Raw genomic sequence first — 13,034 nt, forward strand, 5'->3', positions numbered from 1 at the left:
TTGAGTTTAAGGTAGTAGAGCAACTGCCGGAAGGATCTGCCCTGCAGCAGATCAAAGACAAACACTATGCCGATAAATACCAGGACAAAGGCTTAAACCTTCACCTGATCGGGGTGGAGTTTTCCAGAGAACAGCGCCAGATTGTGGCGTTTGAGATGGACGATTAAGGATCAACATGTCTGACGATTTATTAACCCAGCGTAAGGCTTTTAAAGAGTTGCAGGCCTTGCCAGAATCCATCCCTCATCTTGCTGATCTATTTGCAGATCGCCCAGGACGGGGTGTTGAATATCGAGTTGAAGCCGGTTCTCTGTCGCTGGATTACAGTAAACAGCGAGTGAGTGATCCGGTGTTGGCAGGTTTACAGCAGCTGGCTGATGAAGTGGATTTACCCGGTCGGGTTGCGGCTTTGTTTGCGGGTGAACCAGTGAACATCAGCGAAAACCGTGCTGCTTTGCACAGTGCGTTACGCACGCCTACTCATCGGTTACCCGATCACTTGCAGTGTGTGGAAGAGCAGTTGCAACGCATGACTCTGCTGGTGGATAAAATACAGTTGGGCGTGTGGCGGGGTTTTTCCGGCAAGCGGATCACTGATGTGGTCAATCTGGGGGTCGGTGGCAGTGATCTGGGACCCTTGATGGTGACTCAGGCATTAAAGGAATACACCCTGCCTGCTGCTCGAACTCTGAAAGTACACTTTGCTTCGACCATTGATGGCAGCCAGCTGTTTGATTTGCTGGAGCATTTAAACCCGGAAACCACGCTGTTTACGATTGCCTCCAAGTCCTTCACCACTATAGATACCCTGTCCAACGCCAATACCGTGCGATCCTGGCTGGGCAGTTATTGTCAGGATTCCGAGTTGCTGCATCGTTGTCATTTTATTGGTATGTCGGCCTCACCGGAAAAGATGTCCGCCTGGGGACTGCCGGAGGCCAATCAGTTGTTGTTCTGGGATTGGGTGGGTGGTCGTTTTTCACTCTGGGCAACCATCGGTTTGCCGATTGCCTTGAGCCTTGGTATGCCGGTATTTCGTCAGTTGCTGGCGGGTGCTCATCAGATGGATGAGCATTTCCGTTCTGCGCCACCCTTACAAAATCTGCCGATGATGCTGGCCTTGCTGGGTATCTGGAATGTGAATTGTCTGGATATTCGTGCTCATGCCATTCTGCCTTACGATGGTCGTTTGAAGTATTTTCCGTCTTATCTTGAGCAGCTGGAGATGGAAAGCAACGGTAAGTCAGTGACCCGTCATGGTGAGCCGTTGAATTATGCCACTTGTCCGGTTTTGTGGGGCGAGATCGGTGCCAATGCTCAGCACGCTTTTTATCAGTTATTGCACCAGGGCACTCAGCCGGTGGCTTCGGATTTTATTCTGGCCGCTGCACGTTATGATTCTGCCCGTCATTATGCTCATTATGAAGAACTGGTCGCACAGCATGAGCTGAACATTGCCAACTGCCTGGCTCAATCTCGGGTGCTGGCATTGGGTAATGCTGCAGTGGAGGTAACGGATAACCCTTTCCGCCATTATCCCGGCAATCAGCCTTCTTCCACGCTGCTGCTGGATCAACTGACCCCTGAGTCGCTGGGTGCGTTGATTGCCGCTTATGAACACAAGGTCTTTGCTCAAGCGGTGCTCTGGGGTATTAATCCGTTTGATCAGTGGGGGGTGGAGTTGGGCAAACAGGTTGCTCTGCAGTTGCAACCCTTGCTGGCCAGTTGTGGTGATGCGACTGAAGCACAGCTGGATTCTTCCACCCAATCGCTGGCTCGATCCATTCAGCGCTTGCGTCAGGCTCAGCGAGGTGATGTATGAAGGTCAGAATTGTAGGTGATGATCTGGTCGCCTGGACTCTGGCAGGCGCATTGGCGTCTACCGGATGTAAAGTGAACATGCAGGCTGATGAGCTGCCGTTGCCAGAAAGTGAGGCTGCTGAACCGGATCTGTTACGACTGTTGCAGCGCCAGATGGATGCCGGTCGGCTGAATCTGGCCGCTTCAACACAAGAGGCAGATTTATTACTGCTGGCTGAGCCGGATGTGGCGCTGCCGGAATTAAAAGCACAGATACAGCCCTTTCTGGATGCAGGTGTAAGCCATTTTCGTCAGCAGCTTATTGCCCTGGTGCAGCCGGTTGCCATTGGTACTACAGATCAACTGCAAGACTGGCTGGATCAGTTGGTGAGCCAGTCGGCTGCATCGTCAGCAGTCAGTGTGGTTTACTGGCCGGCATTTATTCAGGCGGGTCGAGCACTGGAAAGCTTTTTGCGTCCGGAGCGTATTTTGCTGGGCAGTCATGATGAGCAGGCTACAGATTTTATCCGGCGTTTGCTGAACCCGTTTAACCGCAGCCGTGATACGCTGTTGGTGATGCCACCTAAAGAGGCTGAACTGACCAAGTTAGCCATCAACGGTATGCTGGCAACACGCGTCAGTTACATGAATGAGCTGGCACAACTGGCCGGTGTACGGGGTATTGATATAGAACAGGTTCGACAAGGCATGGGTACGGATTCTCGTATTGGTTTTCAGTATCTTTATCCCGGCTGTGGTTTTGGTGGGCAGGCTTTTTTGAATACTCTCAGCCAGCTGAATCAGGAGTTGGATAGCCAGCATTCTTCCGGTTTGTTGCACAGTGTTTGTGCCATTAACGAGCAGCAGAAAGACCTGTTGTTTCAGAAGCTGTGGCGCTTTTATCGTGCTGATTTATCCGGTAAAACCTTTGCAATCTGGGGTGTGGCCTTTAAGCCCAATACTGCCGCGATTGATGGCAGCCCTGCGTTAAAACTGATTGAATCCCTGTTGGCTCATGGTGCACGGGTTTGTGTATATGACCCGATGGCCTTGCCTGCCTTAAAAAAACACCTGCCGGATGCGGCACTGGTTTATGCTGAGTCTGCCGAACAGGCCGTTGCTCAGGCGGATGGCCTGTTGCTGGTCACTGAATGGAAAGAGTTCTGGAACCTGGATATGGCACAAATCAAAGCACAGATGAGCACCCCCCTACTGCTGGATGGCCGTAATATCTACAATCCGGCAGCCCTGGCAGAACAGGGTTGGATCTACTCTGGCATCGGTCGGGGAAGGGATTTGTAAAGATAGCGGCGAACAAAATACTTTTCATTTTTGGTGTTTTAACCTATATATGATAAATATTTTGATCATTCGGTGGGGTATGGACTTTCTTGAGCTGGGTCAGCAGATTCGACAGTTACGGCAGCAGCAGGGGATTACCCAGCAGCTGTTGGCTGAGCATTTGCAAATTTCACGTGTAACCCTGAACAGTATCGAGACCGGAAGAGCAGGTGATGTGGGTATTCGTAAAGTCATGAAGGTTCTGGATTATCTGGGGTTTGAGCTGAGTATCCGCGAAAAATCTCCATTGCCGACATTGGAAGAGTTGCACGCAGCTGTTCTGGCTGAGCGTCATCGTGTTAATAAATTTTGATTTGCTCCAAAGGTGAAGAATTTTGAATACTGAATTGCCTGCACTGAAAAAAGTGATTATCCCTGTTGCCGGTCTTGGCACCCGTTTATTGCCCATCAGTAAATCCATCCCCAAGGAAATGGTGCCGGTGGTGGATCGCCCACTGATTCAGCATGTGGTGGAAGAGGCGCTCGCAGCCGGTTTGAATGAGGTGATACTGGTCACCCGAGGCGGTAAATCAGCGATAGAGGATCACTTTGATTGCCACTACGAACTGGAAAGTGAACTGGAAAAGAAAGGCAAAACGGCCTTGTTAAAAGCCTTGCGTGACATTGCTCCAGCGGAGTTAAAAATCACCAGTGTGCGCCAGGGTCGTGCTTTAGGCTTGGGTCATGCCATTCACTGCGCTGCACATTTATTGCAACCCAACGAGCCTTTTGCCGTGATTTTGCCGGATGTGCTGGTCAAGCCAGCCGTTGGGGATGATAGCTTGATCGACCTCGCCGTGATGGCAAAAGCCAGCCAGGAAAGGCAAGCAGCGCAAATTATGGTTGAAGAAGTACCACTGGAAAGGGTGGATCAATATGGCATCGTCAACTGTGGTGGTGTAGAGTTGCAGCCCGGCGCAACGGCTCCGATGTTATCGGTGGTGGAAAAACCCGCTCCGGCAGATGCACCGAGTCGTTTATCCGTGATCGGGCGCTATATCCTGCCCGGCGAGATTATGGCGCTACTAGCCGAGACACCACCGGGTGCCGGAGGAGAAATCCAGCTGACAGACGCCATTGCAGAACTGATCCGCAGAGGTGGCGTTGTAGAAGCCTACCGGATGCATGGTCGAACTTTTGATTGTGGTTATGTGCAGGGTTGGTTACAGGCCAACATGCAGCTGGGCAAAGAAGCGGGTTTACTAGAATAAGGTTTGATTAACTGTGAAAAAGAACATCACTATTGCCGGAACCGGCTACGTGGGTCTTTCCAATGCTATCTTGTTGGCTCAGCACAACAAGGTTATTGCGCTGGATATTCTGCAGGCTAAGGTCAATCTAATCAACGCGAAGCAGTCACCGATTGATGATCCTGAGATTCAGCAATATCTGGCAGAAAAAATACTCAATTTGACCGCTACTACCGATAAGCAAACCGCCTATGCTGAGGCGGAATTTGTTATTGTTGCTACTCCAACAGATTATGATCCGCAGACCAACACCTTCAATACCAAAAGCGTGGAAGCAGTTATTCAAGATGTACTTAGCATCAATCCTAATGCTGTTATGGTTATAAAATCTACCGTGCCAGTGGGTTATACTCAAAGTGTACGGGAAAAGTTCAACACTCAGAATATTCTCTTCTCACCAGAGTTTTTACGAGAAGGTAAAGCCCTTTATGACAACCTTTATCCTTCTCGTATCATTGTCGGAGAAAAGTCTGAACGCGCGGAGGTTTTTGCCAGCTTGCTGGAAGAGGGTGCGATTAAGCAGGATATAAAAATACTCTTTACCGATTCGACAGAAGCCGAAGCAATCAAACTATTTGCCAACACCTACTTGGCGATGCGTGTTGCCTACTTTAACGAATTAGATACCTACGCCCAGACCCATAACCTGAATACCCGCCAAATTATCGAAGGTGTTGGTCTTGATCCACGTATCGGCAAACACTACAACAACCCAAGTTTTGGATACGGTGGTTACTGTTTGCCAAAAGATACCAAGCAGTTGCTGGCCAACTATGACCAAGTGCCCAGTAATCTGATCAAGGCCATAGTAGACTCCAATACTACTCGCAAAGATTTCATTGCAGACTCTATTCTGGCGCGTCAGCCAAAGGTGGTTGGTGTGTATCGTCTGGTAATGAAAACTGGCTCTGACAATTTTCGAGCATCTGCCATTCAGGGTGTGATGAAGCGTATCAAAGCGAAAGGTGTTGAAGTAGTGGTTTATGAACCGGCGCTAGAGGATGACACCTTCTATAATTCCCGCGTTATCAAAGATCTAGAAGAATTTAAAAAAATTAGCAATGTTATTATTGCCAACCGCCGCTCCGACAAACTAAATGATGTCGAAGATAAAATCTACACTCGTGATCTTTTTGGAAGTAATTAAATGAAAGTTCTGGTTACCGGGAATGCTGGTTTTATTGGTTTTCATACAGCAAAAAAACTACTTGAGCGTGGTGATGAGGTTGTAGGTTACGATAGTGTTAATGATTATTACGACCCCAGCCTAAAAGAAGCGCGCTTACAAGTGCTGAAAGAAACTGCTGCTCAAACAGGCAGCTCCTATACTTTCATTCGTGACAACCTAGCCGATCAGCAACGAGTTATGCAGTGCTTTCAGGATCACCGATTTGATCGTGTGATTCACTTAGCCGCACAAGCAGGGGTTCGATACTCGCTCGAAAACCCTCACGCCTATGTTGAAAGCAACATCTTAGCCTTCACCAATGTCATTGAGGCTTGTCGCAACGCTAAAACTCCGCACCTGACCTACGCGAGCACCAGCAGTGTGTATGGAGCCAATAGCACCATGCCATTCAGCGAACATCATGGTGTGGATCATCCATTGCAGTTTTATGCAGCCACTAAAAAAGCCAATGAGCTCATGGCTCATAGTTACAGTCACCTGTTCCGGTTGCCTACTACGGGTTTGCGTTTTTTTACTGTGTATGGCCCATGGGGTAGGCCGGACATGGCGCTATTCAAGTTCACAAAAAGCATCTTAGAAGGCGCCCCAATCCCTGTGTATAACCAAGGTAATCACACTCGTGACTTTACTTATGTTGATGACATTGTAGAGGGGGTTATTCGAGCGAGTGATCAAATTGCTCAACCCAATCCTGATTGGGATAGTGGTCATCCAGATCCAGCCACCAGCAATGCCCCCTACCGTATTTTTAATATTGGCAACAACAACCCAGTCAAACTGAGTGCTTACATTGAGGCTATTGAGGAGGCGCTGGGTGTAAAGGCCATAAAGGACCTGCTGCCTTTGCAGCCTGGTGATGTGGCTGACACCTTTGCTGATTCCAGTGAACTGGAGTTAGCGACGGGTTATAGACCTGCAATGCCTGTGAGACAAGGGGTTGCAAATTTTGTCAGGTGGTACAGGGCTTTTTATCAGATTTAGTGCTGAAGAGTGTAGTAGTGTAGAGCGAGTGTTTACTGCTGGCTTGTTTGTCATTACAGCTCCTGGAGCTCTATTTGCTGTATACTACTAGCCTTTGTAAAAATAGAATATATATTTATAATGCGAAAAATAGCCTTGCCTGTGTATTACACTTCTTTTGCAGTGTTTCTTTTTTCTGCGATATCACTAGTCGTCCCCACGGGCTATTCTTATGGAGCCGCACTGTTGTTTCTCGGGAGTTTGGTTTATGTGTGGCGTCCTGCTGCATGGAAAGCACTTGAATGGGATGACTGGAAAATTGTTTTTGCCCTGATTTTTTTCTCTGCTGTATGGGTTCTGGAGGTGCTGCTTTACGAGCAAGGTATCAGTGGAGTTGATAAACCTAGCCGCTTTCTTGCAGCTGCATTGGTTTTACCTTTTTTACTTCGTTTCTCTCCCCTACCTGTTTTTTTCTGGTCTGGTCTTGCACTCGGTAGCATTCTGACAGGTAGTTGGTCTGTTTGGCAGAAAATAGTCGAAGAGGTGAGCCGTGCCGGTGGTTTTACCAATACCATCCAGTTTGGAAATATCAGCATGTTGATGGGGTTGCTGTGCCTGGCTGGTTTAAGTTGGGCATACTTGCAGCCACGACGTGTGTTTTGGTTGATTTTTTTGTTTGCCGGTTTTGTGATGGGTGTGCTTGGGTCGGTTTTGTCAGGCAGCCGAGGTGGATGGATTGCATTGCCAATCGCTTTTTTTGTGTTGTATCGTGGCTACTCGGATTTTCTCAGATGGCATCATGCACTTTATATCCTGCTTGGACTTTTAGTGCTAGCTTCACTTGTATATTCTATTCCTCAGACAGAGGTTAGACATCGCGTGCAGCTTGCTGCAGCAGAAGTGCAGGATTATCTGGAAACGGGAAATGCGCGAAGCTCAGTGGGTGCCCGGCTTGAGATGTGGCATGCAGCCAGTCGTATGATAGCTGAAAAACCCTTGTTGGGTTGGGGTAGTCAAGGTTATATGGCGGCGCAAGCCAGGATGGCTGAGGAGGGTGTTGTTGATCGTTTCATTCTCCGCTTTGACCACCCGCATAATGAGTATTTGAATGTTACTTCTAAAAGAGGCTTGCTGGGTCTTGCTGCCTTGCTGCTGCTTTATTTCATCCCCTTACGGCTTTTTTATAAGGGATTTCGAATCAGTTGCCTGCAGTGCAGGTCTTATGCTGTAGCAGGCGCTATTCTTTCTGTAACCTACATTGATTTTGGTCTGACCCAGGTATTTTTTAGCCACAATAGTGGTGTAATGGTTTATTCCTTTATGCTGGTCGTGCTTTGGTCAATTTTTGTGACAAGTCATCAGTTTCGTGGAAGTAGAGAGTAAATAATGTCTGAGAATGGCTGCACTCGTTTATCGGTTTGCCTGATCACCTTTAATGAAGCAGACCGTGTAGAACGCTGCCTGCAATCCGTACAGTCGATTGCTGATGAAATCATTGTTTTTGACAGTGGCAGTACGGATGGCACTGTTGATCTGGTTCGTCGCTATACTGATAAGGTGTGGGTAACGGAGTGGCCGGGCTTTGGTGTGCAAAAACAACGTGCAATTGAGCAGGCAAGTAGCGACTGGATCTTGATCATTGATGCTGATGAAGCTCTGGATGCCACTGCGCAGCAGGCTATTGCGGAACTGAAAAAACGACCGGTGGACTCAGTTCCTGAGGTGGGTTTCAAAATCAAGTGGGGTGTTGTTCGCCACGGCAAATTACTGCGTTTTGGTCGTAGTGCTCGTTCACCCTTGCGGCTGGTTCAGCGTGAAGGTGCGAATTTCAGTCCGGATCTGGTGCATGAAAAACTGAATCATCGGCCTGGAAAAATTGGCAAATTACCTGGACTGCTTCTGCATTATACGGCTCGGGATTATGGGCATGCACTGGAAAAAAACTCCAAATATGCATGGTTAGGAAGTCAGAAGTATTTTGCCAAAGGCAGGCGCAATCACAGCCTATTATTGGTAGTTTTACGGGCCATCTGGACTTTTTTCCTGATTTACGTGCTTCGTGGTGGCTTTCTGGATGGTCGCATCGGTTTTATTGTGGCAATGGACTACATGCAAACGAATTTCAACAAGCATGCCGGGTTATGGATTCTGACACGAGATGAAAAAATGCAACGGCATAAGAAGGTCTTGGATGAGTAAACGCCGTTATCTTTTTTTTGTAAACGCAGCTTACTGCTATTCTATTTTTCGTCCGCTTCAGGAGCAGATCCTGACTCGTGGTGATCAAGTGGCTTGGTTTTTTCTATCAGAGTTACAGCCCAGACTTCAGCCAAATGAGCAGCTGCTTCAATCCGTACAGGCGGTGATGAGCTTCCAGCCAGATGTTGTATTCACAGCTGGAGACTGGGTGCCATATTTTTTTCCTGGCGCTAAAGTGCAAGTTTTCCACGGTATCGCTCGCAATAAGCGTGGAGCCTCATCTGAAGATGAAAGTGATCATTACCGAGTTCGTGGCTGGTTTGATCTTTACTGTACCCATGCTGCGCGAGATACAGAAAAATTTACTGAGCTTGCTGCTCAGTACGGCACCTTTGCTGTTGCTAAAACAGGTTGGCCAAAACTGGATGCTCTGATGGGTTTTGCCGGTCAAAGTAAACCTTCTGTGAGAGGTGCTGATATACCGACGGTTTTTTTTGCGTCCACCTTTTCTCCTTCAATCACTGCCGCACCCGTGCTGGTAGATGCTATTAAAAAGCTCGTTGAAACAGGTCGATGGCGCTTCAAGGTGACACTGCATCCCAAGATGGATGAAGTGACTATGGCTCAGTACCGTAGCATCTCCTTGCCAGGTTATGAGTTTATTGAGCCAGAAAATGATCTCTTTGCATCCATGGCAGAGGCAGATCTTATGTTGTGTGACACTTCCTCGATCATGTATGAGTTCATGTTCCTGGATAAACCCGTGGTGACCTATCGTACACGTAACCCCGGCTCTTTTTTGCTTGATATTGATGATACCGCAAACCTTGAAACAGCCATGCAGCAAGCATTAAAGCAGCCAGTTCAGCAGTTAAAAGCAGCACGTGAGTTATGTCACGAGCTGCATGAGTTTACCGATGGACAATCGAGCAAGCGTGTTCTGGATGCGGTAGATATGCTTTTAGCTGAGCAGCTACCCAAATTAAAAGCCAAGCCATTTAATCTTTTACGCAAGCTGAAGCTGCGTGCTGAAATGGGTTACTGGAAATTTTTCTGATGCGTGTTCTTTATGTGATGGATGGAACGGATCGTGGCGAGCGCCAGATGATCATTGGTCTGTCTCGTGAGGGTGTTGAGCCAGTGGTGATCTGTCATCCCAAAGGGTCAGGGCAGGCTGAGTTTGAGGCGGCTGGTATTCGGGTTGTGCCACTGGTTTCCTCTGGCAAGCTGGATTTCAAGGCGATCGGAAAGATCCGTTCTTTGATCAAGGAACAGTCTTACGATCTGGTGCATGTGTTCACCAAGCGGATGCTGATCAACTATACCCTGGCTTCGTTTGGCTTTCAGATCCCTGTTATTGCTTATCGGGGTATTGTGGGTAACCTGAGTTATTGGGATCCCTTTTCGTGGTTGTCTTTTTTTAATCCGCGCATTGCCCGCTGGGTTTGTGTCTGTGAAGCGATTCGTACTTATTTTATCGAAAAGCGTTTGCTGCTGTTTTTCAAGCTTTTTGATCCAAAGCGTGTCGTCACTATTTACAAAGGTCATCGGTTGGAGTGGTATTTGCAGCAGCAGAGTGAACCCGTATTGCCTATGGTGGGTGTACCAGCTGGTGTGAAGGTCATTGGCTGTGTTGCTCGGATGAAAAAGCGCAAGGGCATTATCGAACTCATCAAGGCCATGGAGCTGGTAGATCAACACCATCAAGCTCATCTGGTGCTGGTAGGGCGAGTATTGGATGAAGACATCCGCAAGGCCTGTGAACGCAGCCCAGTTAGAGATCGTATTCATCTGCTGGGATTTCATCCCGATGCTGCTCGTATGGCAGCCGAATTTGATGTTGCCTGTTTGCCTTCACTTCGCCGTGAAGGTTTGCCGCGTGCGGTCATTGAGGCGATGGCTCAGGGAATTGCTCCGGTAGTGACCGATGCCGGTGGCAGTGCAGAACTGATCGAGCCTGGTATCAGTGGGTTGGTGGTACCGCCGGGTGATCCGGCAGTGCTTGCTGCCGCATTTGACGAGCTGCTGTCGGACGATGTGAAGCGAAAGGTTATGGGACAGGCCGCCCAGCAGAGAATTGAACGTGATTTCAGTGTTGATGCAACTCGCCAGAAAACACTGGCACTCTATAGGGATGTTTTAGAGTAATAATTCTACTCATGTAAATAAGGTTTTAATGCTATGTTTGATGGCTCGGTATGTTTAATCACAGGCGGTACTGGCTCTTTCGGCCACACTTTTGTTCCTATGTTATTGGAACACTACAACCCCAAAAAAGTGATCATTTTTTCCCGTGATGAAATGAAGCAATGGGAAATGGCTAAGCTGTTTCAGGGTGATGACCGGGTGCGTTTTTTTATTGGCGATGTTCGAGACCGAGATCGCCTGTATCGCGCTCTAGATGGCGTCGACTATGTTGTTCATGCTGCAGCCACTAAGATCGTGCCGACTGCTGAGTACAACCCCTTTGAGTGCATCAAAACCAATGTGAACGGCGCTATGAACCTGGTCGATGCCTGTATCGACAAAGGCGTTAAAAAAGTGGTTGCTCTTTCTACGGATAAAGCAAGCAGTCCCATCAATCTTTATGGGGCGACCAAGCTCACTTCTGATAAGCTTTTTGTCGCCGGCAACCACTATGCAGGCTCCCAACGGACCCGTTTCTCTGTCGTACGTTACGGCAATGTTATGGGCTCACGTGGCTCTGTTATTCCTTTCTTTATGTCCATCAAAGACAAGGGTGTTCTACCCATTACAGATAATCGCATGACACGCTTTATGATTTCTCTGGAGGAGGGAGTAGAGCTGGTCTGGCATGCCTTTGAAGATATGGAAGGTGGTGAAATTTACGTTAAAAAAATTCCCTCCATGAAGGTCACAGACCTGGCTCGAGTGATTGCCCCCGAAGCCAAGCAGGAAGTGGTGGGAATTCGCCCCGGCGAGAAATTACATGAACAGATGATTGGCGCAGAGGATTCTTATTTCACCTATGAGTATCCTGAACATTTCAAGATTCTTCCCCAAATTAATAGTTGGGATCAGGATGCCAATCGCATTAAGGATGGCAAGAAAGTGCCCGAAGGCTTTGTCTACTCCAGTGACAACAACAGCGAATGGATGAGCGACTCAGACCTGCAAGCCTGGATTGAAGAGAACCGCAACAAAATTGGTGCGATTTAAATGATCCCCTACGGCAAGCAAAGCATCAACCAGCAGGATATTGATGCCGTTGTTGAGGTGCTTAAATCGGATTTCTTGACTCAGGGGCCGCAAGTTCCTGCTTTTGAAAAAGCCGTGGCTGATTACTGTGGTGCCGAACATGCCTTGGCCGTGAACAGTGCCACCAGTGCTTTGCATCTTGCTTGCCTGGCTTTAGGACTGGGGCAGGGTGATTGGTTATGGACAACACCCATTACCTTTGTCGCTTCTGCCAATTGTGGGCTGTATTGCGGTGCTCAAGTTGATTTTGTGGATATCGACCCTCGTACCTACAACCTCTGCCCCCAGGCTTTGGAAGCCAAGCTACAACAGGCCGAAAAAGACAATCGCTTGCCGAAAGTGGTGGTGGCTGTTCACCTCTGTGGTCAACCTTGTGATCTGCTGGCGATTCATGCCTTATCTCAAAAGTACGGTTTTAAAATCATTGAAGATGCCTCCCATGCCATCGGCGGCAAATACCAAGGCAAACCCATTGGTAACAGCCACTACAGTGACATCACGGTCTTCAGCTTTCATCCGGTTAAAATTATTACTACCGCTGAAGGTGGCATGACACTCACCAATTCGGATGAACTGGCACAAAAGATGGAATTGCTGCGCAGCCACGGTATCACTCGAAATCCTGAACTGATGACCCAGGAACCGGATGGCTCCTGGTACTACCAGCAGGTGGATCTGGGCTTTAATTACCGGATGACCGAGTTGCAAGCAGCTTTAGGGCTGAGCCAGATGCAAAGGCTGGATGCGTTTGTCACCCGCCGCCATCAAATCGCGCAGGTTTACAATGAACAATTAGCTGCCCTGCCCATTACCCTTCCCTGGCAACACCCGGACAGCTATTCCGGCCTGCATCTTTATGTGATTCGCCTACAACTGGATCAAATCGGCAAAAGCCATCGCCAGGTTTTTGAAGAGTTACGTGCCGCAGGGCTTGGAGTCAATCTCCACTACATCCCCGTTCATACCCAGCCTTACTACCAGAACATGGGATTCAGGCAAGGCGATTTTCCTGAAGCGGAAGCCTACTACTCCGAAGCCATCAGCATTCCCATGTTTCATGGCATGACGGATGAGCA

General features: G+C 48.4%; 13 protein-coding genes. All 13 read left to right on the forward strand.

Features of this window, described 5'->3' with window-relative positions:
- The coding region (locus IBX50_RS11700; RefSeq protein WP_292256074.1) for a PD-(D/E)XK nuclease domain-containing protein at positions 1-167 on the forward strand (167 nt) is incomplete at its 5' end.
- 8 nt (positions 168-175) lie between these two features.
- Entirely contained in the window at positions 176-1,822 is a 1,647-nt protein-coding gene (gene pgi / locus IBX50_RS11705) for a glucose-6-phosphate isomerase (protein WP_292256057.1), read from the forward strand.
- Positions 1,819-3,102, forward strand: coding sequence for a nucleotide sugar dehydrogenase (locus tag IBX50_RS11710; RefSeq protein ID WP_292256059.1), 1,284 nt, complete (start codon positions 1,819-1,821; stop codon positions 3,100-3,102). Before pgi ends, IBX50_RS11710 begins: the two co-directional genes overlap by 4 nt.
- 61 nt (positions 3,103-3,163) lie before the next feature.
- Positions 3,164-3,454: a helix-turn-helix transcriptional regulator gene (locus tag IBX50_RS11715; protein ID WP_292256060.1), complete on the forward strand. Its 291-nt coding sequence runs from the start codon at positions 3,164-3,166 to the stop codon at positions 3,452-3,454.
- 22 nt (positions 3,455-3,476) lie between these two features.
- Complete coding sequence (locus tag IBX50_RS11720; RefSeq protein WP_366930720.1) at positions 3,477-4,352, forward strand: UTP--glucose-1-phosphate uridylyltransferase; 876 nt, start codon at positions 3,477-3,479, stop codon at positions 4,350-4,352.
- 13 nt (positions 4,353-4,365) lie between these two features.
- Complete coding sequence (locus tag IBX50_RS11725; protein WP_292256062.1) at positions 4,366-5,538, forward strand: nucleotide sugar dehydrogenase; 1,173 nt, start codon at positions 4,366-4,368, stop codon at positions 5,536-5,538.
- Positions 5,539-6,561 (forward strand): NAD-dependent epimerase, encoded by a 1,023-nt coding sequence (locus tag IBX50_RS11730; RefSeq protein WP_292256063.1) that lies wholly within the window; start codon positions 5,539-5,541, stop codon positions 6,559-6,561.
- A gap of 120 nt (positions 6,562-6,681) precedes the next feature.
- The gene (locus IBX50_RS11735) at positions 6,682-7,923 is read left to right on the forward strand and encodes an O-antigen ligase family protein (RefSeq protein ID WP_292256065.1); all 1,242 of its coding nucleotides are present in this window, start codon (positions 6,682-6,684) and stop codon (positions 7,921-7,923) included.
- Positions 7,924-7,926: 3 nt separating this feature from the next.
- Positions 7,927-8,739 (forward strand): glycosyltransferase family 2 protein, encoded by an 813-nt coding sequence (locus IBX50_RS11740; RefSeq protein WP_292256066.1) that lies wholly within the window; start codon positions 7,927-7,929, stop codon positions 8,737-8,739.
- The gene (locus IBX50_RS11745) at positions 8,732-9,796 is read left to right on the forward strand and encodes a CDP-glycerol glycerophosphotransferase family protein (protein WP_292256067.1); all 1,065 of its coding nucleotides are present in this window, start codon (positions 8,732-8,734) and stop codon (positions 9,794-9,796) included. The genes IBX50_RS11740 and IBX50_RS11745 overlap by 8 nt, the downstream gene beginning before the upstream one ends.
- Entirely contained in the window at positions 9,796-10,887 is a 1,092-nt protein-coding gene (locus tag IBX50_RS11750; RefSeq protein ID WP_292256069.1) for a glycosyltransferase family 4 protein, read from the forward strand. The genes IBX50_RS11745 and IBX50_RS11750 overlap by 1 nt, the downstream gene beginning before the upstream one ends.
- A 33-nt stretch (positions 10,888-10,920) precedes the next feature.
- Positions 10,921-11,919 carry a UDP-N-acetylglucosamine 4,6-dehydratase (inverting) gene (pseB, locus tag IBX50_RS11755; RefSeq protein ID WP_292256070.1) on the forward strand — a complete coding sequence of 333 codons (999 nt, stop codon included), beginning with the start codon at positions 10,921-10,923 and terminating at the stop codon, positions 11,917-11,919.
- Positions 11,920-13,034 (forward strand): UDP-4-amino-4,6-dideoxy-N-acetyl-beta-L-altrosamine transaminase (pseC, locus tag IBX50_RS11760; protein WP_292256072.1); only part of this gene is annotated, 1,115 nt, incomplete at its 3' end.

This window comes from Marinospirillum sp. (genome assembly GCF_014859565.1).

Coding starts and splice junctions, on each gene's coding strand:
- pgi (WP_292256057.1), top strand. CDS start 176: ATGTCTGACGATTTATTAACCCAGCGTAAGGCTTTTAAAGAGTTGCAG.
- IBX50_RS11710 (WP_292256059.1), top strand. CDS start 1,819: ATGAAGGTCAGAATTGTAGGTGATGATCTGGTCGCCTGGACTCTGGCA.
- IBX50_RS11730 (WP_292256063.1), top strand. CDS start 5,539: ATGAAAGTTCTGGTTACCGGGAATGCTGGTTTTATTGGTTTTCATACA.
- IBX50_RS11735 (WP_292256065.1), top strand. CDS start 6,682: ATGCGAAAAATAGCCTTGCCTGTGTATTACACTTCTTTTGCAGTGTTT.
- IBX50_RS11740 (WP_292256066.1), top strand. CDS start 7,927: ATGTCTGAGAATGGCTGCACTCGTTTATCGGTTTGCCTGATCACCTTT.
- IBX50_RS11745 (WP_292256067.1), top strand. CDS start 8,732: ATGAGTAAACGCCGTTATCTTTTTTTTGTAAACGCAGCTTACTGCTAT.
- IBX50_RS11750 (WP_292256069.1), top strand. CDS start 9,796: ATGCGTGTTCTTTATGTGATGGATGGAACGGATCGTGGCGAGCGCCAG.
- pseB (WP_292256070.1), top strand. CDS start 10,921: ATGTTTGATGGCTCGGTATGTTTAATCACAGGCGGTACTGGCTCTTTC.